At 71.5% G+C, this 21,254-nt stretch carries 16 protein-coding genes; 7 read left to right on the forward strand and 9 right to left on the reverse strand.

Features of this window, described 5'->3' with window-relative positions; all coding sequences use genetic code 11:
- Window positions 1–35: 35 nt before the first annotated feature.
- Complete coding sequence (locus IE325_RS43020) at window positions 36–1,841, forward strand: LuxR family transcriptional regulator AbsR2 (RefSeq protein ID WP_190075657.1); 1,806 nt, start codon at window positions 36–38, stop codon at window positions 1,839–1,841.
- Window positions 1,842–1,874: 33 nt separating this feature from the next.
- Here the strand turns inward: IE325_RS43020 and IE325_RS43025 are convergent, their stop codons facing one another.
- Window positions 1,875–4,445, reverse strand: coding sequence for a CHAT domain-containing protein (locus IE325_RS43025; protein WP_190075679.1), 2,571 nt, complete (start codon window positions 4,443–4,445; stop codon window positions 1,875–1,877).
- A 148-nt stretch (window positions 4,446–4,593) separates the two neighbouring features.
- Here IE325_RS43025 and IE325_RS43030 point away from each other — a divergent pair, with 148 nt between their 5' ends.
- The 3 genes from IE325_RS43030 to IE325_RS43040 are packed head-to-tail and all read left to right on the forward strand — an operon-like array spanning window position 4,594 to window position 7,117.
- Window positions 4,594–6,027: a S8/S53 family peptidase gene (locus IE325_RS43030; protein WP_190075658.1), complete on the forward strand. Its 1,434-nt coding sequence runs from the start codon at window positions 4,594–4,596 to the stop codon at window positions 6,025–6,027.
- Between the two features lie 59 nt (window positions 6,028–6,086).
- Window positions 6,087–6,662 (forward strand): RNA polymerase sigma factor, encoded by a 576-nt coding sequence (locus tag IE325_RS43035; RefSeq protein ID WP_190075659.1) that lies wholly within the window; start codon window positions 6,087–6,089, stop codon window positions 6,660–6,662.
- On the forward strand, window positions 6,659–7,117 hold the full coding sequence (locus IE325_RS43040) for a hypothetical protein (RefSeq protein ID WP_190075660.1): 459 nt from the start codon (window positions 6,659–6,661) through the stop codon (window positions 7,115–7,117). Before IE325_RS43035 ends, IE325_RS43040 begins: the two co-directional genes overlap by 4 nt.
- A 12-nt stretch (window positions 7,118–7,129) precedes the next feature.
- On the opposite strand, the gene IE325_RS43045 is transcribed toward IE325_RS43040, so the two are convergent.
- Complete coding sequence (locus tag IE325_RS43045; RefSeq protein WP_190075661.1) at window positions 7,130–7,927, reverse strand: N-formylglutamate amidohydrolase; 798 nt, start codon at window positions 7,925–7,927, stop codon at window positions 7,130–7,132.
- A gap of 47 nt (window positions 7,928–7,974) precedes the next feature.
- Here IE325_RS43045 and IE325_RS43050 point away from each other — a divergent pair, with 47 nt between their 5' ends.
- On the forward strand, window positions 7,975–8,316 hold the full coding sequence (locus IE325_RS43050) for a DUF5713 family protein (RefSeq protein WP_190075662.1): 342 nt from the start codon (window positions 7,975–7,977) through the stop codon (window positions 8,314–8,316).
- A 73-nt stretch (window positions 8,317–8,389) separates the two neighbouring features.
- Here the strand turns inward: IE325_RS43050 and IE325_RS43055 are convergent, their stop codons facing one another.
- A complete protein-coding gene (locus tag IE325_RS43055; protein ID WP_190075663.1) occupies window positions 8,390–10,609 on the reverse strand; it encodes an NADP-dependent isocitrate dehydrogenase in 2,220 nt (739 codons plus the stop codon).
- A gap of 232 nt (window positions 10,610–10,841) precedes the next feature.
- Between IE325_RS43055 and IE325_RS43060 the strand changes: the two genes are divergently transcribed.
- A complete protein-coding gene (locus IE325_RS43060; RefSeq protein ID WP_190075664.1) occupies window positions 10,842–12,419 on the forward strand; it encodes a M1 family metallopeptidase in 1,578 nt (525 codons plus the stop codon).
- 14 nt (window positions 12,420–12,433) lie between these two features.
- Here the strand turns inward: IE325_RS43060 and IE325_RS43065 are convergent, their stop codons facing one another.
- The 3 genes from IE325_RS43065 to IE325_RS43075 all read right to left on the reverse strand — a co-directional run bounded on the left by IE325_RS43065 (window position 12,434) and on the right by IE325_RS43075 (window position 15,584).
- Complete coding sequence (locus IE325_RS43065; protein WP_190075665.1) at window positions 12,434–13,528, reverse strand: mechanosensitive ion channel family protein; 1,095 nt, start codon at window positions 13,526–13,528, stop codon at window positions 12,434–12,436.
- A gap of 252 nt (window positions 13,529–13,780) precedes the next feature.
- On the reverse strand, window positions 13,781–14,545 hold the full coding sequence (locus IE325_RS43070; RefSeq protein WP_190075666.1) for a crotonase/enoyl-CoA hydratase family protein: 765 nt from the start codon (window positions 14,543–14,545) through the stop codon (window positions 13,781–13,783).
- Window positions 14,546–14,618: 73 nt separating this feature from the next.
- Entirely contained in the window at window positions 14,619–15,584 is a 966-nt protein-coding gene (locus IE325_RS43075) for a flippase-like domain-containing protein (protein WP_190075667.1), read from the reverse strand.
- A 120-nt stretch (window positions 15,585–15,704) separates the two neighbouring features.
- Between IE325_RS43075 and IE325_RS43080 the strand changes: the two genes are divergently transcribed.
- Complete coding sequence (locus tag IE325_RS43080; protein WP_190075668.1) at window positions 15,705–17,600, forward strand: ABC transporter ATP-binding protein; 1,896 nt, start codon at window positions 15,705–15,707, stop codon at window positions 17,598–17,600.
- A 69-nt stretch (window positions 17,601–17,669) separates the two neighbouring features.
- On the opposite strand, the gene IE325_RS43085 is transcribed toward IE325_RS43080, so the two are convergent.
- The 3 genes from IE325_RS43085 to argB all read right to left on the reverse strand — a co-directional run.
- A complete protein-coding gene (locus tag IE325_RS43085) occupies window positions 17,670–19,916 on the reverse strand; it encodes an MMPL family transporter (protein ID WP_190075669.1) in 2,247 nt (748 codons plus the stop codon).
- An 87-nt stretch (window positions 19,917–20,003) separates the two neighbouring features.
- Complete coding sequence (locus IE325_RS43090; RefSeq protein WP_190075670.1) at window positions 20,004–20,588, reverse strand: hypothetical protein; 585 nt, start codon at window positions 20,586–20,588, stop codon at window positions 20,004–20,006.
- Window positions 20,589–20,865: 277 nt separating this feature from the next.
- Window positions 20,866–21,254 (reverse strand): acetylglutamate kinase (gene argB, locus IE325_RS43095; protein WP_190075671.1); only part of this gene is annotated, 389 nt, incomplete at its 5' end.

A 21,254-nucleotide genomic window follows, 5' to 3' on the forward strand; every position in this document is an offset into this window, starting at 1 on the left:
GTGTATCAGGTGTGAGTCACCGTGCTCATACTGGCGTGACGATTTTCGAACGCGACGCGAAGACCCTGGATCTGCCTTGGCCGTTCACCGGCCGGGAGGACGAACTCGACCTGGTCCGGGGCGCCCTGGGCGCCGGCCGGCACGGCATCGTGATCACGGGCCCGGCCGGCAGCGGCAAGACCCGCCTCGTCACCGAGGCCGTCCGCGGCGCCGACTTCGCCCGGGTGGCCGGCACGCCCGAGAGCCGCGGTATCCGCTTCGCCGCGTTCGCCCACCTCGTCCCCGAAACGGCGTCCCTGCACGGCGCGTTCCAGCATCTCTCCGACGTACGACTGCTTCTCGTCGACGACGCCCATCTGCTCGACGACGCCTCGGCCGCCCTCGTCCACCAGCTGGCCGTGCACGGCCGCACCCGTCTCCTCGTCGTCACCACCGACGGCACCCCCGCCCCGGGCGCGATCACCCGGCTGTGGACCGGCGAACTCCTGCCCCGTCTCACCCTTGAGCCGCTGCCCCGCGAGGACACGGCCCGGCTGCTGGCCGCCGGCGCCCTTGAACCGCTCACCGTCAACCGGCTGCACCGCCTGTGCCAGGGGGACCTGCGGCTGCTGCGCGAGCTGGTCGGCGCGGTGCGCGAACGCGGACTGCTCACCCGCGTCCCGGACACCGACGAATGGGCGTGGCGCGGCCCGGTGCCGATGACATCGACCGTGCGCGAGCACACCGCGCACCTCCTCGACCGCACCTGCCCCGAGGAGCGCGAGGCCCTCGAACGCCTCGCCTTCGCCGAGCCCCTGCCGCTGGACCTGGAGGCGGACCGACTCGACCTGCGCGCCCTCGAACACCTTGAGGCCGCCGCGCTGGTCCACGTCGACGACCAGGGCACCGTCCGCCTCGCCCACCCCCTGCACGGCCCGGTGCTACGGGCCGCGGCCGGCCGCCTCCGGGCCAGACGCCTGGCCCGCACGCCCGAGCAGTGGGAACCCGCGCTCGACTCCGAGCAGGCCGCGCTGAACCGCCGTATCGACACGGCGGACGTCCGTGCGATGCCGACGCCCGTGGGGGAGTGGCTGGCCGCGGAAGGCACACCGGTACCGGCCGGATACGCGGCCGTACGCGCCCGCTTCGCACGACTGCGCGGCGAGCTGCGGGAAGCGGCTGCCTGGGCCCGGGAGGGCCTGCGCGCCGCCACCGACGACCCCTCCTGCCACCTCGAACTGGCCCTGGCCGCGGAACAGTCGGGCGACACGACAGCCGCGCACCGAATCCTGGGTGGCCGCCCCGACGGGGGTGGGGCGGCCATCCGGTCGACGAGGGCTGGGGGCGGGTCGGTCCTGGGCGTCGTCGGCGGCGACGCCTACGACGCTGTTCGCCTGGGCGCCCCCGAGCAGGCCGCGGCCCGTCTGACCGGGGTGTTCGCCGCACACGCCGACGCCCTGGCCCGCGCCGACGGCCCGGCGCTGGACCGGGTGGCCGAACAGCTGCGGGAGCGCGGCTTCCTGCTCTTCGCGGCCGAGGCGCACGCCCAGGCCGTACGGGCCCACCGTGACCCACGTGCCGCCCGCGCCTCGCGCATGCGTGCCGTGGCCCTGGCCCGCCGCTGCCAGGGCGCCCGTACACCGGCACTGTCCGGCCTGGTCCTCGGCGAACTCACCGCCCGCCAACGGGAGATCGTCACACTCGCGGCGACGGGCCTGAGCAACCGCCAGATCGCCGAGAGGCTCACCCTGTCCGTCCGCACGGTCGGCAACCACCTCTACAGCGCCTACGCCCGCCTCGGCGCCGGCGACCGGGGTGCCCTGCCGTGGCTCGTGGACCAACCGGACGCACAGCCCGCGTGACCTCACGCCTCACGCCTCACGCCGAACCAGCCGTCAGGTCGCGCCGAAGGCCGTGAACGCCCACCCCGTCGCCCGGTGCAGGGCGTCGCCCGGCAGTGACGCCCGGGCGTCGCGGAGGGACTCAGCGAGGGAGAGGCCCTCGCTGAGTGCCTTGTGCAGGGCGAGCATCAGGGGTACGACCGCGGCGTCGTTGACGGGGGCCGTGCAGGCCACCACGCCCGCCGTGCCCAGCGGCAGCAGCGCGGTGACCAGGCCGAGCAGTTCGTCGGCGCCGACCGAGGCGAAACGGGCGGTGTCGCAGCAGGACAGGATGATGCGGTACGGGCTGCGGTCCAGGCGCTCGAAGTCGTGCACGATCAGCGGCCCGTCGGCCATCCGCAGGGACGAGAACAGGGGGCCGTCCGCGCGGAACGTGCCGTGCGCGGCGATATGTGCCAGCGCCGCCCCGTCCAGCTCCTCCAGCACCCTCGGCACACGTGCCTCGGCGTGTTCCAGGACGACGGCACCGCCGTACCGCCCCGCGAGATGCGGCACCTCCGCGCCGCCCGTGGCCAGCCCCGGCCCGCGCACCAGCACCTGACGGCCACCAGGCGGCGGCTCGGTCTCCCGGGCGCGCAGCCAGCCGCTCGCCGACGGGGACACGCTCAGTACGCGGTCGCGCAGCGACGGCAGCAACGCCCAGGGCACCCGGTGCAGTCGGGCGGGCGGCACGACGACCACGGGGCCCTCGCCCAGGTGGGCCGCCGCCGGGCCGAGCAGCAGTTCCTCCAGGCGCCGCCCCGCCGCCTCCACCACCGGCAGCCGCGCCTCCGCACCGGGGTGGGCCAGCCGCCGCAACCCGGCCTGGACATGCTCGGCCTCGGTCTCCGCCTCGGCCAGCAGCCCCGCCTCGAACCGGCGCACCCGTCCCTGCCCGCACAGCAGCACCTGAACCCGCCCGTCCAGCACGGCGAGTTCGAGCAGTCGTACGCCGTCGTCGCCCAGCCGCTCAAGCAGCCGGCCGGGGTCGAAGCGATGGCCGTCGCCGGGTGTGTCGCCGCGCAGATGCAGTGTGCGGGAGCGGATCTCCCGCTCCAGGCGCCGCTGTTCGCGCTCCAGCGCCGGAACCGGACGGGCCTCCCGGCGCGCCTCCTCCGCGCGAGCCGCGATCTCACGGAACGCGGTCAGTTCGCGCTGCAGCTCCGGATCGGCCGGCGGCCGGGTCGGCGGAGTGGACAGCGCCGTGTTCCGCCAGCGCTCGCTCCACACCAGCAGTCTGCGCGGACTGCCCGAGTCGAGGCTGGCCTGCTGGGCCAGCGCGGCCAGTTCGGCACCCTGGGCGGTGGCGCGGGCCCTCAACTCCGAGGCGCCCAGCGTCATCCGGTGCGCGTCGAGCACGTCCAGGCCGCGTCGGCACGCCTCCAGGACCCCGCGCCCCGAACCCGCCGCCCGCGCCCGCAGCGCCTGCGCCGCCCAGCCCGTCATCCGCGCCAGCGGCGGCCCGCTGTGCCTGCTGCGGGCGGCGACGCCCAGATGCCGCTCGGCGTCGGCCCGCCACCCCAGGGTGAGCGCGATCCGGCCCGCGAGGAGCGAGGCCTCCGGCGCGGCCGGCGCGCCGAACGACGCCAGCCGGTCGGCGACCGCCACCGTGTCGGCCACCAGCCGCCCCGAACTGCGCCCCGCCGCCACCCGCGCCTCGATCAGCACCAGCCGGGCATGCGTCTCCCACCAGGAACGCCGCTGCCCCGCGAACAGCCGTACGGCCATGTCGGCGCGCGCGATCGCTGTGTGCGCGTCACCCGCGAGCCGGGCGGCCTGCGCGGCGGCCAACAGCAGCTCCGCCTTGCGGGTGGACTGGCCGCCGATGCCGTCGAGCACGGCGATCGCCGCATCCGCCTCGGCCAGCGCCTCCGGGGCGAGACCGGCCGCCATCAGCACCTCGCAGCGGCGGATGTTCAGCATGAACGTCGGTGTGCCGAGCTTGGCGTAGCGCTCCTCGGCCTCGTCCAGCAGCCGCAGCGCCACCGGGATGTCACCCGACCGGAACGCGGCGAGCCCCCGGCTCTCCACCGCGTCGGCCTTGTCGTGCTCCTGGCCCGTGGTGTCCCACAGCGCCTCCGCCGCCGTGAAGTCGGCGTCCGCCCGGTCCACCGCGCCGAGCGCGAGATGCACGGTGGCGCGCAGCGTCAGCGCCCGTGCCGTCCAGATGACGTCGTCCATCTGCCGCAGCACGGGGATCGCCCGGCGCACGTCCTCCAGCGCCTCCCGGTGATGGCCGAGGACCCAGCGGGCGTAGGCGCGGCGGAACAGCACCCGCGCGCGCGTGTGCCCGCTGCCGCGCTCGATCCCGCGCTCCAGCGCGGCCAGCCCCTGCTGAGTGCGCCCCGCATGCACCAACGCGACCCCGAGCGCCGCCAGGACGTCGGCCTCCCGGTCGGCCGACTCCGAGCGTGCCGCGAGATCCCGGGCACGCCGAAGATGCTGCAGGGCGATCCGCATGTCGCCCCAGTCCCGCTGCCAGATGCCGATCACCTGGTGGGCGACGGAGGCGTGCAGGGGCGAAGGATCGGCGTCGAGCAGCCCCTCCGCCCTCGCCAACGCGTCGTTCGGGGCGGCGAACACCATCGGCAGCAGTTCGAGAACCGAGTCGCTTCCCGCTGTCACTCCACGGATGGTAGTTGCCCCGGAACCATGCCACACCGGTTTGGTGCTGTATCAATCAGCCACTCGCGCGCTCTGACTGACGATTGCTGCCTCAGGGGGAGGACACGCCATGGCACCACAGCGATTCCACGAGCAGTTCGAGCACATGCAGCGCTGCATGCCCGACGTCCCGCTCGCGATGGGACCGGACGACTCCGCCGAGTTCATCTACGAGAAGGGCTACGTCCTCGTCCGCGACGGCGAGGACGCCCGCATCGTCGAGGACACGGTGCGCGCGCACTTCACCGCCGAGCCCGACCTGGTGCAGGACCATGTGCGCCGCGCCAGTCCGCGGACCAACCGCTCGGGCATCACCCGCATCCAGGTCGGCGACCCCGGCGAGGGCGACCGGCGCGGCGACCGCACCGTCGCGCACGCCCTGCGTTCGCTGCGGGAGACGGAGGGCCGCGCGGGACGGCGGCTCGTCAGCCGCAACCACCTCGTGGGCATCACCGGTGTCAACTCCTGTCCCGGTGACGAGCCCGCGCCCGCCCTGTTCGCCGACGGCACCAACCCCGCGGCGGCCGAGGGCGTCCACGACCCGGACAGCGCCGTCGGCGTCCTCGTCGTCGACACCGGCCTCGTGCACGACTACCGCGCCTTCCCGCTGCTGGCCCACACCGAGGGCGACACCCAGGTCCAGGAGTGCGACGACCAGGGCATCCTCCAGCAGTACGTCGGCCACGGCACCTTCATCGCCGGGCTCGTCGCGGCCGTCGCGCCCAACACCAGCATCACCGTCCGCAACACCCTCCATGACGCGGGCGCCATCCTGGAGTCCGAGTTCGGCGAGAAGCTCTTCGAGGCCGTCGACGAGGGCGGCTGGCCCGACATCCTCAGTCTCTCCGCCGGCACCGCCAACGGCCGCACCGACGGCCTGCTCGGTGTCGAGGCCTTCATGCGGGAACTGCGCGACCAGCGCACCCTGCTCGTCGCCGCGGCCGGCAACAACGGCAGCGCCACGCCGTTCTGGCCCGCCGCCTACGCCGACCAGCCCGACTACCAGGACGTGGTGCTGTCGGTCGGAGCGCTGCGCGGCGACGGCGAGTTCGGCGCCTGCTTCAGCAACCATGGCGGCTGGGTGAAGGTGTACGCGCCCGGTGAGCGCCTCACCAGTGCCCTCACCGGCTTCGACAAGCCCGTGCCGTACGTGTACCAGCACTCCACGTACGACGCCTGCCGGTACGGCTTCGGCTATGCCTGCACCTGCGTCTCGCCGAGCCACACCGGCGTGCTGAGCGAGCAGGGCGGCAACGCCAAGCCCGACCAGGTGATGTTCGAGGGGTTCGCGCACTGGAGCGGCACCTCGTTCGCCACGCCCCTCGTGGCCGGCATGATCGCCGCCCATATGACCGCGCAGCGGGAGGGCGACGCGCGGGTCGCCCGCTACAAGATGCTCGCCGCGAACTCCGAGTACGCGGAGGTGCGGGGGGCGCATGTTCCCGCGCTCCGCCCCGCCACCTGGCGTCCTGCCTCCGTCACCCAGCCGGCTCCTCGCTCATGAGGGTCGGAACCATCCCCTCCGCGGCGTACGATGACTTGCCGTACACGAGGGGTGGGACTGTGGACCGTGCAGATGTCGGCGCGTTGGTCCAGTCCGCCGTCGGCGGCGACGCGGCGGCCTGGAAGGCGCTCGTGGAAGGGCTGAGCCCACTGGTGTGGTCCGTCGTGCGCGCGCATCGGCTGGGGGACGCCGACGCCCATGAGGTGTACCAGACCGTCTGGTTCCGCTTCGCCCAGCACCTGGGGCGTATCCGTGAACCGGACAAGGCCGGTTCCTGGCTCGCGAGCACCGCACGGCACGAGTGCCTGAAGGTGCTCAAGTTCTCGAAGCGGCTGACCGTGACGAACGATCCGCAGCTGCTGGACCGGGTCAGCGAGGACCGTACGCCCGAGCAGTCGGTCCTGGATTCCGAGGAGGCCGCCGCCGAGTCGGAGCGCATCCGCTGGATGTGGCAGGAGTTCGAGGAACTCGGCGAACGCTGCCGTCAGTTGCTGCGCGTGCTGATGGCCTCGCCGCCGCCCAGCTACCAGGAGGTGTCCGCGGCACTGGGCATCGCCGTGGGCAGCATCGGACCGCTGCGCCAGCGCTGTCTGCGCCGGCTCCGGGCCCGAATCGACGCACGGGGAGCGCTGTGAACGACGACACGCACGACGACGGGTTCGATGGCGAACTGCTGGAGGAGGAGCTCCGCCAGGCCGCCACCATCCTGGACCCCGTACCGGCGCAACTGCGCCAACTCGCCGTCGAGGCCTTCGCACTGCACGACCTCGACGCCCGTATCGCCGAGTTGACCTTCGACTCGGTGGTGGACGCCATTCCGGTCAGGGGAGCGACGGACGTGCCGCGGATGCTGACGTTCCGCGCGGGCGAAGTGACCGTGGACGTGGAGGTGAGCGCACAAGGCCTGATGGGGCAGGTGCTGCCGCCGCAGCAGGCGCGGATCGACGTGCTCGGCGGTCCGCAGACGGTCACACCGCTCAGCACCGACGACATGGGCCGCTTCACCAGCGAAGCGCCGCCCACCGGCCCGTTCGCCCTGCGGCTGCGGACCGGCGGGGACGTGGTGGTCACGGAGTGGCTGCGGGCCTGAGCCGCCGACGGGTCAGCGAGGGACGGCGTCCACCAGCGCCGCCAACGCCCGCGCGAGCCGGGTGAGTCCGGGACCGGCCGGACCACCCGGCTCCGTCATGTACGTGTCCCGGCGGATCTCGACCATGAGGGCATTGACGCGCGGCTCGGTGCCGTAGAACTCCAACGGCACATAGGTCCCGCCGAACGGACTGTCCAGCCCCGTCTCCCCACACGGTGCGAACGCCTCGCGCGCCGCCGCGAGCAGTTCGGGCGGGGTGTGGAAGGCGTCGGTGCCCAGGCAGACCGGCGGCCGCGGGCCCTCGCCGTGCAGCTCGTAGGGGAGCCGGGCGGCCGGATAGGAGTGGACGTCGATGATCACGGCCCGCCCGGTGGCGGCCAGTCGCCGCGTGACGGCGTCGGTCATCGAGCGGGCGTATGGCTCGAAGTAGCGCGAGACCAACGGCGCGGGGTCGAAATCGTTGGGCCGCAGCGCCTCTCGGTGGCTCGTTCGGGTGTATACGGCGCCCATCCCGACGGCGAGCATCTCCTCCCGCTCGTCCGGGAACCGCTCGGGGTCGACGACCAGCCGCGACAACCGGTTCACGAATCGCCACGGGGTGACCTCCGCCGCCCCGGCCGCCTCCTCCGCCAGCTCCGCGGTGTGCGCGTCGACGATGTGGTCCAGCTCCCGCTCCAGCGCGGCGTCGTCCAGCACGATCCCCGCGCGCACCTCCGGCGGTATCTCCCGCGCCGAGTGCGGCACATGCAGGATCACCGGCGATTCCTCGGCTCCGGGGAGCAACTCGAACGACGGCAGGGCATGGGTCAAGGGGCTGCTCCGGAGGCGTTGTCAGTGGGGTGGTGCACCATCACCGTATGAACTTCAGCAACCAGCAGGTGGCCGCCCACTCGTTCCTGCGCATGCTGTACAAGGACGACTACTACCCCGATCACGTGGTGGACCAAGGCAGGTCGATCCTGCTGCGGCTGTGCGAGCGCGTCGAGGCCGAGCGGCCCGCCGACCTGGCCGCGCTGTACACGCTGACGCAGGCGTCCACGGACGAATTCAACGTCCTTCAGGAGGAGTTCTGGGCCGCGGGGAGCGAACTCGAAACTGTCGCGCGCGAGGAGATAGGCGAGGAGTTCTGGTTCGTGGCCCAGGCCTACGGTTTCACGGACGCGGACCCGGAGGAACTGATCGCCACGAGGGACTGGTGACGCGGGCCCCGGCAGACGGCTCCGCCCCGGCGGACGTGGTGTCGGCCGGGGCGGAGCCTGGGAGCGGGGTGCGTCAGCTCAGGGACGCCAGCGCCTCGTTCCACGTGGCCGACGGGCGCATCACCGCGGCGGCCTTGGCCGGGTCGGGCTGGTAGTAGCCGCCGATCTCGGCCGGCTTGCCCTGGACGGCGTTCAGCTCGTCGACGATCTTCTGCTCGTTGGACGAGAGCGACTCGGCGAGCGGCGCGAACGCCTTCGCCAGCTCGGCGTCATCGGTCTGCTTGGCCAGCTCCTGCGCCCAGTACAGGGAGAGGAAGAAGTGGCTGCCGCGGTTGTCGATGCCGCCGACGCGACGGGTCGGGGACTTGTCCTCGTTGAGGAAGGTCGCCGTGGCGCGGTCCAGGGTGTCGGCGAGGACCTTGGCCTTCGGGTTGTTCGTCGCAGCCGCGTACTGCTCCAGGGACGGCACCAGCGCGAAGAACTCACCGAGGGAGTCCCAGCGCAGGTAGTCCTCCTTGACGAGCTGCTGGACGTGCTTCGGCGCGGAACCGCCGGCGCCCGTCTCGAACAGGCCGCCGCCCGCCATCAGCGGGACGACCGACAGCATCTTGGCGCTGGTGCCCAGCTCCAGGATGGGGAAGAGGTCGGTCAGGTAGTCACGCAGGACGTTGCCCGTCACCGAGATGGTGTTCTCGCCGCGGCGGATGCGCTCCACCGACAGCTTGGTGGCCTCGACCGGGGCGAGGATGCGGATGTCCAGGCCCTCGGTGTCGTGCTCCGGCAGATAGGCGTTGATCTTGGCGATCAGTTGCGCGTCGTGGGCGCGGGTCTCGTCCAGCCAGAACACCGCCGGGTCGCCGGTGGCGCGGGCGCGGGTGACGGCCAGCTTCACCCAGTCGCGGATGGGCGCGTCCTTGGTCTGGCAGGCGCGGAAGATGTCACCGGCGGCGACCGGCTGCTCGATGACCACGTTGCCGGCCTGGTCGACCAGGCGGACCGTGCCGGCGGCCTTGATCTCGAAGGTCTTGTCGTGGGAGCCGTACTCCTCGGCCTTCTGCGCCATGAGGCCGACGTTCGGGACGGAGCCCATGGTCGACGGGTCGTAGGCGCCGTTGGCACGGCAGTCGTCGATCGCGACCTGGTAGACACCGGCGTAGGAGGAGTCCGGCAGCACCGCGAGGGTGTCGGCCTCCTGGCCGTCCGGGCCCCACATGTGGCCGGAGGTGCGGATCATGGCCGGCATCGAGGCGTCGACGATCACGTCGGACGGTACGTGCAGGTTGGTGATGCCCTTGTCGGAGTCGACCATGGCCAGCTCCGGGCCCTCGGCGATCTCCGCCTCGAAGGACGCCTTGATCTCGGCGCCGTTCGACAGCGCGTCCAGGCCCTTGAGGATGCCGCCCAGACCGTCGTTCGGGGACAGACCGGCGGCGGCGAGGTCGGCGCCGTACCGCTCGAAGGTCTTGGGGAAGAACGCGCGCACCACGTGACCGAAGATGATCGGGTCGGAGACCTTCATCATCGTGGCCTTCAGGTGTACGGAGAACAGCACGCCCTGGGCCTTGGCCTCGGCGATCTGCGCGGTGAGGAACTCGCGCAGCGCGGCGACGCGCATCACGGAGGCGTCGACGACCTCCCCGGCGAGGACCGGTACGGATTCGCGCAGCACCGTGGTCGAGCCGTCCGCGGCGACGTGCTCGATCCTCAGCGCGCCGGCCTCGGAGATCACGACGGACTTCTCGGTGGAACGGAAGTCGTTCTCGCCCATGGTCGCCACGTTGGTCTTGGACTCGGGGGTCCAGGCGCCCATGCGGTGCGGGTGGGTCTTGGCGTAGTTCTTGACCGAGGCGGGGGCGCGGCGGTCGGAGTTGCCCTCACGCAGGACCGGGTTCACGGCGGAGCCCTTGACCTTGTCGTAGCGGGCCTGGATGTCCCGCTCCTCGTCGGTCTTCGGGTCGTCCGGGTAGTTCGGCAGCGCGTAGCCCTGGCCCTGGAGCTCGGCGATGGCCGCCTTGAGCTGCGGGATCGACGCCGAGATGTTCGGCAGCTTGATGATGTTCGCGGCCGGCGTCTTGGCGAGCTCACCGAGCTCGGCCAGGGCGTCCGGGATGCGCTGGTCCTCGGCCAGGTACTCCGGGAACACCGCGATGATGCGGCCGGCCAGCGAGATGTCACGCGTCTCCACGGTGACACCCGCCTGCGAGGCGTACGCCTGGACCACCGGCAGGAAGGAATACGTCGCCAGGGCCGGGGCCTCGTCAGTGTGCGTATAGATGATGGTCGAGTCAGTCACCGGGTGCTCCGCTCCACGTCTGCAACATTGCTCGACATCAAGATATCTCGTGATCGACCCGTACTCGACAGGGGTCCGCACAGAGGTGCGGGATGTGTGGCGACATCTCGGATCCCCGCAAGAGGAAGCGGGCCCTCCGTGCAACCTGATCGTCGGCTCCGACAGTCATGTAGGGAGATCACCGATCCGGTGGCCGGTCCTGACCTCCCGGCCGCCCCAGCGAAAGCGGACCATGAGATATCGCACCCGAGTGACGGCCCCCGCGGCCGCGCTGATCGGCACCGCGGCGGCCCTGACCGCCGCCCCCTCCGCCCACGCCACGCCGACGACGGGGACGTCGGCACCCAAGACCTCCGCCGCCAAGACCGCCGGCACCCCGGGCCCCGAGACCCTCGGCGACCCCGTCTACCCGGCCCTCGGCAACGACGGCTACCGCGTCGCCGCCTACCACCTCGACTTCTCCTACGACACCACCACCCGCCTGGTCGACGCCACCGCGACCCTGCGGATCCGCACCACCCAGGCCCTGAGCCGCCTCTCCCTCGACTCCCTCGGCCTCGACATCCGCTCCGTGCGTGTCGCCGGCCGCAAGGCGACGTTCGAGCAGGCCGCCGAGAAGCTCCGCGTCACGCCCGTCCGGGCCCTCCCGGCGAAGTCCTGGGTCACGATCTGCGTCGAGTACTCCGCGGACCCGCGCCGCACGCTGCCCCACACCGGCTGGGTCGACACCCTGGACGGCTTCGCGGTGGCCTGCCAGGCGGACTCGGCACACACTGTCTTCCCCTGCAACGACCACCCGAGCGACAAGGCCGACTTCACCTTCCGCCTCACCGTCCCCAGCGGCCTGCGCGGCGTGGCGAGCGGCCGGCTCGTGCGCACCGAGAGCCTGGACGGCGGCCGTACGGCGTACACCTACCGCTCCCGCGAGCCCATGGCCACGGAGCTGGTGCAGATCACGGTCGGCGACTATGCGGTGAAGGAGCGGCAGGGCCCGCACGGGCTCCCGCTGCGCGATGTCGTCCCGGTCGCCCGCGCCGAGGCGCTGGAGCCGGCGCTCGCGCTGACGCCGAAGATGGTGGAGTGGGTGGAGGCGCGGCTCGGGGCGTTCCCCTTCGAGACGTACGGACTGCTGCCCTGCAACTCCAACGCCGAGAGGCCCTTCGGGTTCATCGGTCTGGAGACCCAGACCCTCACCGTGTACCGGCCGGCCTTCCTGCTCCAGGAGGAGAAGAAGATCGGCTCGCACATGATGCACGAGCTGGTCCACTCCTACTTCGGCAACAGCGTCAGCCCCGCCACCTGGTCCGACCTCTGGCTGAATGAGGGCCACGCCGACTTCTACGGGCTGCTCTACCGCTATGAGCGCGGCTGGCCGGACTCCCTGGGCATGACCACCCTGGAAGCCCGGATGAAGGACACCTACGCCAAGGGCGACCAGTGGCGCCATGAGTCGGGGCCGGTCGCGGCGCCGAACGCGGTGAACCTGTTCGACGACCAGCGGTACCTGGGCGGCGTCCTCGTCCTCTACGCGCTGCGCAACCTCGTCGGCGAGGACGCCTTCCATGCCCTGGAGCGCGCCTTCCTCGACCGGCACCGCAACTCATCGGCGTCGACGGGGGATTACATCGCCGTCGCCTCGGAGGTGTCGGGCCAGGATCTGTCCGGATTCCTGCGGGACTGGCTGTACGGCACGAGGACGCCGCGGATGCCGGGGCACCCGGACTGGACGGTCACTCCGGTGGACCCGGCACTCGCCGCGCCCCGCCGCCGCAGGAGCGCCGACCACCACGAGAACTCGGCCACCCTCTAGGGGTTTCCGGTACGTCAGTCGAGGCGGACGGAGGTCACCCCGTCCGCCTCCTCGTGGACGCGCTGCTGCGGAATGGAGAAGGCCCCCTGCTGGATCGCCACCGTCCGCGCGGGCGCCGGGATGCTGATGCCCTCCTTGCGGTAGCGACGGTGCAGGCGCTTGATGAACTCGTGCTTGATCCGGTACTGGTCGCTGAACTCACCGACGCCCAGGATGACCGTGAAGCCGATCCGGGAATCGCCGAAGGTGTGGAAGCGGATGATCGGCTCATGGTCCGGCAGCGCACCCTCGACCTCGGTCATCACCTCGGCGATGACCTCGTTCGTGACCCGCTCGACGTGGTCGAGATCGCTGTCGTAGGCCACACCGACCTGGAGCAGGATCGTCAACTCCTGCTCGGGACGCATGAAGTTCGTCATGTTCGTCTTCGCGAGCTCCCCGTTGGGGATGACGATCAGGTTGTTGGAGAGCGCCCGCACGGTCGTCTGGCGCCAGTTGATGTCCTCGACGTAGCCCTCCTCGCCACTGGCCAGCCGGATGTAGTCGCCGGGCTGAACGGTCTTGGAGGCGAGGATGTGGATGCCCGCGAACAGGTTGGCGAGCGTGTCCTGAAGGGCGAGCGCGACCGCCAGACCACCGACGCCCAGGGCGGTGAGCAGGGGCGCTATGGAGATGCCCAGCGTCTGCAGCACCACCAGGAAGCCGATGGCCAGGACCAGGATCCGGGTGATGTTGACGAAGATCGTGGCCGAGCCGGCGACGCCGGGCCGGGACTGGGTCACCGAGCGCATCACTCCGGCGATGCCGCGGGCCGCGGCCAGCGTCACGACGAAGATGAGCAGCACGGTCAAGCACTGGTTGACGGTGTGCTGGACCGCCTTCGTCAGCGGCAGCGCCGCGCCCGCGGAGGCCGCGCCGCCGACGAACGCCGCCCACGGCACCACGGTCCGCAGTACGTCCACGATGAGGTCGTCGCCGCTCCAGCGGGTGCGGTCGGCGTGCTTGCCCAGCCAGCGCAGCAGCATCCGCAGCAGGAACGCCGCGAGCAGGCCCGAGGCCAGCGCGATCCCGGCGAAGACCAGGTCGTCCACGGTGAGCGCCCGGTTCACCGGTCACCTCCGGGAAGAAGAACTGCGGCGAATCCCTTCGCCGACGGCCGGATGTGAAGTCTCGTCACGTTGTCACCTGCTCGATTCCGCGATGTGCCGTCGCGCCGGTCACCCCATCCCCCGTGACCGGCGCGAGGGCTCATCCTGCCGTATCGGGTACGTGTGTTCGCGCCAGGACCGTCGGCCGGACGGCCTCATCGGTCGCTTTCGGGCATTCTCCCCGGAACGGCCGGTTGCTTCGAGGGCGCATCGTCACATGTCCGTGAACGACCCGTGCCGCCCCGCGCCGGAGGCGAACCGGGCCGCGCCCTCCACGCTCTCGGCCAACGCACCCGTGCCATGTCGCAGTTCACCCCGCATCGCGGCCTCCTCGTCCAGCCCGTCCTGGTCCAGCACGGAGGCACGGTCGCCGCGCAGACACGCCTGCGGGAACCGTGCGATCGCGGCGGCCAGCTCCTCCGCCGCGGCGCGGGCACGTCCGGTCGGCACGACCCGGTTGGCGAGCCCCATGTCGTGCGCCTCGGTGGCCGGCACCGGGCGTCCGGTCAGGATCATGTCCATGGCGCGGCTGGTGCCGATCAGCCGGGGCAGCCGTACCGTGCCCCCGTCGATCAGCGGCACGCCCCAGCGACGGCAGAACACCCCGAAGACGGCGTCCTCCTCGGCCACCCGCAGATCGCACCACAGTGCCAGCTCCAGGCCACCGGCCACCGCGTGCCCGGTGACCGCGGCGATCACCGGCTTCGACAGCCGCAGCCGCGTCGGCCCCATCGGCCCGTCGCCCTCCTCGGCGACCCGGTTGCCCCGCTCGGTGCCGAGCGCCTTGAGATCGGCGCCCGCGCAGAAGGTGCCGCCCTCACCCCACAGCACCGCGACCCTGGCCTCGTCGTCCGCCTCGAACTCCCGGAAGGCGGCGACGAGCTCGGCGGCGGTCGGGCCGTCGACCGCGTTGCGGACCTCGGGGCGGGAGAGGACGACGGTGGTGACGTGTCCCTGGCGCTCGATACGGACCGGCATGGCGGGGGTCCTTTCCGTGGGCGGACCCCGGCGGGCCCGATCCGTGGTGCGGACCCCGTACGTTACTGGCCGGTCATATGACCTTCCAGCGCACCAGCGCCCCCAGCGTCAGCGCGCCGGGCAGCAGCGGCAGCCACACCGTGATGATCCGGTACGCCAGCACCACCGCCGTCGCCACCGCCACCGGGGCGCCCGCCGCGACCAGCGCCACGATCAGCGCCGCCTCCACCGAGCCGAGCCCGCCGGGCGTGGGCACGACGGCGACGGCGACGGTCGCCGCCAGATACGCGAGCGCCATGTGGGCCGGCGGCACATCCAGCCCCAGGGCGAGCCCGACCAGGACGAGCCCGGCCGCCTGGAGCGCCGGGAAGGCCAGCGAGCCGCCCCACAGGGCCAGCGCCCGGGAGGGACGGGTGTGCACCGAGCGCGCCTCGCCAAGGGCGGTGCGCAGGAACGACATCACGGCGATGCGCAGCCGCCGTACGAGGGCGAAGACGGCCACGACGACGGCGACCACGGCGGCGACGATCAGCAGCAGCGGGCCCCAGGAACCCGCCGGAAGCAGCGGGCCGAGCCGCAGGGCGTGCGGGAAGGCGATGAGCAGCGCGGCCAGCAGGCCGACGCGGGCGACGCTCTCCGCGAGCAGATACAGCGCCAGCGCGGCCGAGGAGCGGGCGAGCGGCAGCCCGCACACCGTCATGAAGCGCAGGTTGACCGCGCTCGCGCCCAGCCCGGTGGGCAGCAGATGGTTGGCCGAACCCGCGGCGAACTGCGTGACGAGCAGCCGCAGTTTCGGCAGCCGGTCGACCACCGCACCCTGCCGGGTCACCGCCGCCGCCACCCAGGTCAGACAGGTGGCGCCGGCCGCGGCCAGCAGCCAGGGCCACTTGGCCGTCGCCATGTGCCCGATGCCCTCGGCGAGCACGGCCCGGTGCTGCACCGCGATCACGACCACGAGGACGAGCGGGAGCAGGACGAGTACCTGGCGGATCGGGACGCGCCGGAGCAGGCGTCCGAGGGAGAGTCGTACCGCTGTCACATTCGGAGAGGTTCTCCGCGTCGCGCCAACGGCGGGTTGCGACCGCGGAGACGGCGCATTACGGGAGCCGACATACGAGAGGTTGACCTCAACATTGGTTGAGGTCCTACGTTCCTTCCCATGAGCATGGAGACCACAGCCTGGACCCAGCTGTACAGCGTCATGAACGCCGAACGGGAGCGCCGCCCCTTCGCCCGCGTCACGCTGCGCCGCATCGCCGAGTTCGCCCGCCCGCACCGCCGCCGGATCGCGCTCTTCGTCGTGCTCGGGGTGCTGACCGCCCTGCTCGCCGTCGCGACCCCCGTACTCGCCGGACACGTCGTCAACGCGATCGTGACGGGCGGCGACGAAGGCACCGTCGTCCGCCTCGCCCTGCTGATCGCCCTCATCGCGGTCGCCGAGGCGGCGCTCGGGATCCTCGCCAGACGCCTGTCGGCCACCCTCGGCGAGGGCCTCATCCTCGATCTGCGCACGGCTGTGTTCGATCATGTGCAGCGCATGCCGGTCGCGTTCTTCACACGTACTCGTACGGGGGCGCTCGTCTCCCGACTCAACAACGACGTCATCGGCGCCCAGCGCGCCTTCAGCAACACGCTGTCCGGAGTGGTCAGCAACCTCGTCACGCTGCTGCTCACCCTCGCCGTCATGCTCACCCTGTCCTGGCAGATCACCCTGCTCGCCCTCGTCCTGCTCCCGGTGTTCGTGATCCCGGCCCGCCGCATGGGTCACCGGATGGCGCGGATGCAGCGGGAGGCGGCCACGCTCAACGCGGCGATGGGCACCCGTATGACGGAGCGCTTCTCGGCGCCCGGCGCCACTCTGGTCAAGCTCTTCGGGCGGCCTGAGGAGGAGTCGGAGGAGTTCACGGCACGGGCCCGGCGGGTCGCGGAGATCGGCGTACGCACCGCCACCGCTCAGTCGGTGTTCATCACCGCGCTCACCCTGGTGTCCGCCCTGGCCCTCGCCCTGGTCTACGGACTCGGCGGCTGGTTCGCCCTGCGCGGCACCCTGGAGCCGGGCGCCGTCGTCGCGCTGGCGCTGCTGCTGACCCGTATGTACGCACCGCTCACCGCCCTGGCCGGCGCCCGCGTCGAGGTCATGAGCGCCCTCGTCAGCTTCGAGCGCGTCTTCGAAGTGCTGGACCTCAGGCCGCTGATCGAGGAGAGGCCGGACGCGCGGAAGGTGCCCGAGGGCCCGGTGTCGGTGGAGTTCGAGAACGTCCGCTTCGGCTATCCGTCCGCCGACAAGGTCTCCCTCGCCTCCCTGGAGGAGGTGGCGTCCCTCGACACCCGCGGCGGCGCCGAGGTGCTGCACGGCATCTCCTTCCGCGCCGAAGCGGGGCAGACCGTCGCCCTGGTCGGCTCGTCCGGCGCGGGCAAGTCGACCATCGCCCAATTGCTGCCACGGCTGTACGACACCGACGAGGGCGCCGTACGCCTGGGCGGCCTCGACGTCCGTGACCTGAGCGCCGAGTCCCTGCGCGGCACCCTCGGCATGGTCACCCAGGACGGCCATCTCTTCCACGACACCGTCCGCGCCAACCTGCTGCTGGCCAGGCCCTCCGCCACCGACGACGACCTCTGGGACGCCCTGCGCCGCTCCCGCCTCGACGAACTCGTACGGTCCCTGCCCGACGGCCTCGACACGGTGGTCGGCGAGCGCGGCTACCGGCTCTCCGGCGGGGAACGCCAGCGCATGACCATCGCCCGGCTGCTGCTGGCCCGCCAGCGCGTCGTCATCCTCGACGAGGCCACCGCCCATCTCGACAACACCTCGGAGGCGGCCGTCCAGGAGGCGCTCACCGAGGCGCTGGAGGACAGGACCGCGGTCGTGATCGCGCACCGGCTGTCCACCGTGCGGGCGGCCGATCTGATCCTGGTGGTGGAGGCGGGGCGGATCGTCGAGCGCGGCAGGCACGAGGAGTTGCTGGCGGCCGGGGGACGCTATGCCGAACTGCATCGCACCCAGTTCGGGCAAGGGGCCGACGAGGCCTCTGAGATCGTGGAAGCGGCATAGCGGAAAAGGCGGGGCCGGTGAGCCGTGGAGTGGCTCATCGGCCCCGCCTTCTTGCGGGTCTTTTCCCGGTCAGTCGGTGAGGTGGGGCTGGGGGACCGGCCGCCGGCTCGGCCGGTGCGCCCCGGCGGGCTCGGCACCCGACAGCTTCTTGCCCTCGACGTCCATGTTCGGCAGCAGCCGGTCGAGCCACCGGGGCATCCACCAGGCCTTGTCGCCCAGCAGGGCGAACAGCGCCGGCACCAGGGTCATCCGCACGATGAAGGCGTCGAAGAGAACGGCGATCGCCAGACCGAAACCGATCATCTGGATGAAGTCGTTGTCCTCCACGATGAAGCCGGAGAACACACTCGTCATGATCAGCGCGGCCGCACCGACCACCCGCCCGCCGTACTGGAAGCCGGTCACCACCGCCTCACGTGTCGACGCCCCGTGGGAGTACGCCTCGTGCATGCGCGTCACCAGGAACACCTCGTAGTCCATGGCGAGTCCGAAGACCACACCGATCATGAAGATAGGCATGGTGCTCATCACCGGCCCCGGCTGGTCGACACCGAAGACCTCGGACAGCCAGCCCCACTGGAACACCGCGACGACCGCGCCGAGGGCCGCCGTCACCGACAGCAGGAAGCCCAGCGCAGCCTTGAGGGGCACGAGGACCGACCGGAACGCCAGCATCAGCAGCAGGAACGCGAGTCCGACGACCACGCCCAGATACGGCAGCAGCGCCTTGTCGAGCGTCTGGGAGAAGTCGATGAACATCGCCGTCTGGCCGGCCACGAGCACCTCGGCACCCGTCCTGCCCTCGATCCCGTCGGCGAGTCGGCGCAGGTCCTTGACCAGAGTCTCGGTCTTCGTGTCACTCGGGCCGGTGGCCGGAGTGACATTGAGGATGGCGGTGTTGCCCGTGTCGTTGAAGGACGGCGGGCTCACGGAGACGATGCCCTTCTGCGCCTCCATGTCCGAACGCACCGTGGCTGCCGTCGACTTGGCGTCCTTGCCCTCGACGACGACCGTCAGCGGCCCGTTGAAGCCCGGTCCGAAGGACTCCGTGAGCATGTCGTACGCCTTGCGCTGGGTGGTGTGCGGCGCCATCGTGCCCTCCGAGGGCAGACCCAGCTGAAGACTGGCGGCCGGAACGGCGGCCGCGCCGAGGCCGGCCACGCCGATGAGCAGCACGGTGACGGGGCGGCGCAGCACGAATCCCGCCCAGCGGGTGCCCAGGTTCGGCTTCTGCCGGCCGGCCCGCTTGGCGGCCTTGCGCTGCTGACGCGCCGACAGCGGCTTGCCGTACTGCGCGGCGCGGTCCCTGCGGCGCAGCACCTTGACGGGCGCGAACCCGAGCAGTGCGGGCACGAGCGTGACCGCGACGAGCACGGCGACGGCGACGGTGCCGGCTCCGGCGAGACCCATCTTGGTGAGCATCGGGACATTGACGACGGCCAGTCCGGCGAGGGCGACAATGACCGTGAGGCCGGCGAACACCACTGCCGAGCCCGCCGTGCCGACCGCTCGTCCCGCGGCCTCGGTGCGCTCGCGGCCCTCGTCGATCTCGGAGCGGTAGCGGGAGGTGATGAACAGGGCGTAGTCGATGCCGACCGCCAGACCCAGCATCAGCGCCAGTGTCGACGTCGTGGACGACAGTCCCAGGGTGCTGCCCAGGGTGATGATGCCGCAGATGCCGACGGCGACACCGATGAACGCGGTGAGCAGCGGCATGCCGGCCGCCACCAGGGAACCGAAGGTGATCAGCAGCACGATGGCGGACACGAGGACGCCGATGGCCTCGCCGGAGCCCATCCCACCCTCCGGCGGCAGGGCGTCGCCGCCCATCTCCACGATGAGGCCGGCGTCCCGCCCGTCCTGTGCCGCGTCGAGCAGCGTGTCATGGGCCTGTTGGTTGATCTGAGTGGGGCCGACTTCGTAGGCGATGGACCCGTAGGCGGTGGTGCCGTCCTTGCTGACGGCCTTGGCGGTGTAGGGGTCGACGACCTGGTCGACCTGCGGCGATTTGGCGAGATCGGCGAAGAGTTCCTCGACCTCGGCCTTCCTGGCCGGATCGGTGATCTTGCCCCCGTCGGGTGCCCGTACGACGACACGGGCCTCGGCGCCGTCGGCGCTGAACTCCGGGAACCTCTTCTGCAGCAGGTCGTATGTCTTCTGCGTCTCCGTGCCCGGCATCGTGAAGGTGTCGGCGGGCAGCGGAGGGGCGGAGGCCGCGGCGACGCCCGCACCGATCAGGACGACGAGCCACAGCAGCAGTGTGGTGCCTCGTCGGCGGAAGGAGAAGCGTCCGAGTTTATAGAGGAATGTGGCCACGGTGGTCGTGCTCCTAACGAACGAGCGGATGGTCGGGACCGAGTGGGGGACCCGGGGGAGTGGCGACGGCCGTGCGGCCGACGGTCGTCATGAGTGCAGCTGGGTCGGGGCCGGGCGATCGTCGTCGCCCGGGAGGGGGCAGCCGTTGACGGTCTGGAAGAGTTCGTCGAGCGCCGCGGTGTGCGCGGTGAGGGTCTCGGCGTCGAGGGAGGCCTCGTCGTGTCGTGCGAGAACGGCCCGCAGGGTCGGCAGACCACCGTCGGTGGGTATGTACAGGGCGCGTGCCGACGGGTCCGCGGTCGCGGTGGGGAACACTGCGGCGGCCGCCTCGACGCTGCTCACGTCCGGGAACTGGAGGCGGATGTGTCCTCCGGGGACGGGACCTTCGGCGCGCTCGACTTCGTCAGCGCCGGAGGAGGAGATCTGCCCGGCCTGCGCTGTCACCTCGAACCGCGGCTCCACTCCGTGCAGCCGCACGGCGACCGTGGCGGATGCCAGAAGGTCGCTGACCTGGTCCATGGCCTCGGACAGCACATTGAGCAGGGTGAGCCGGACGGCCGACTCCATGGTCGCGGTCAGCCGGTCGGCCAGAGCGAGGCTGTCAGCTCCGCCTGCCTCTGCCGCGGCCATCAGCTCGTGCCGGAGGTGGTCGACGAACGGCGTGAGATCCATGACGCCAGTATGGCGCAGAAATGGCGCCATGTGTGGGCCGGGTTGTGGCGTGCTGTGGGAGTTGGCCGAAAGGGACCGGCGGTTGCGGGGGCACCGAGGACTTCATCAACCCCCTGTCACATGGCCATTGGGTGCGATGGCGTGCGCGGTTCAGGGTGGCGCCATGGTGGGGTGGTGTGGCGCAGGAGACGGGCAGTTCTGTCCGAAAGGAACCGGTGGAGGAGGTCGGTACGGCAGGACGGCGCCGTGTTGGCGCCATGCCGGCCCCGATGCCGCGTCAGACCACGGTCCCCTCGAAATCGTCCGGCACCACCATCGTGCCGATCCCGTCGTCCATGAAGATCTCCAGCAGGATCGAGTGCTGGACCCGGCCGTCGATGACCCGGGCCGTGGTCACGCCGTTGCGTACGGCGTGCAGACAGCCCTCCATCTTCGGCACCATGCCGGAGCTCAACTCCGGCAGCAGCTTCTCCAGTTGGGAAGCGGTCAGGCGCCTGATCACCTCGTCGGAGTGGGGCCAGTCCTCGTAGAGGCCCTCCACATCCGTGAGGACCATCAGCGTCTCCGCGCCCAGCGCAGCCGCCAGCGCCGCAGCCGCCGTATCAGCATTGACGTTGTAGACATGTCCGTCGTCCTGGCTGCGGGCGATCGAGGAGACGACCGGGA

The organism is Streptomyces lanatus, assembly GCF_014655715.1.
Classification (GTDB): Bacteria; Actinomycetota; Actinomycetes; order Streptomycetales; family Streptomycetaceae; genus Streptomyces; species Streptomyces lanatus.

What these genes read in the sequence shown, in the direction of transcription:
- IE325_RS43025 (WP_190075679.1), bottom strand. Translation starts at nt 4,445, where the DNA reads ATGGTGTTCGCCGCCCCGAACGACGCGTTGGCGAGGGCGGAGGGGCTG.
- IE325_RS43030 (WP_190075658.1), top strand. Translation starts at nt 4,594, where the DNA reads ATGGCACCACAGCGATTCCACGAGCAGTTCGAGCACATGCAGCGCTGC.
- IE325_RS43050 (WP_190075662.1), top strand. Translation starts at nt 7,975, where the DNA reads ATGAACTTCAGCAACCAGCAGGTGGCCGCCCACTCGTTCCTGCGCATG.
- IE325_RS43060 (WP_190075664.1), top strand. Translation starts at nt 10,842, where the DNA reads ATGAGATATCGCACCCGAGTGACGGCCCCCGCGGCCGCGCTGATCGGC.
- IE325_RS43070 (WP_190075666.1), bottom strand. Translation starts at nt 14,545, where the DNA reads ATGCCGGTCCGTATCGAGCGCCAGGGACACGTCACCACCGTCGTCCTC.
- IE325_RS43080 (WP_190075668.1), top strand. Translation starts at nt 15,705, where the DNA reads ATGAGCATGGAGACCACAGCCTGGACCCAGCTGTACAGCGTCATGAAC.
- IE325_RS43090 (WP_190075670.1), bottom strand. Translation starts at nt 20,588, where the DNA reads ATGGATCTCACGCCGTTCGTCGACCACCTCCGGCACGAGCTGATGGCC.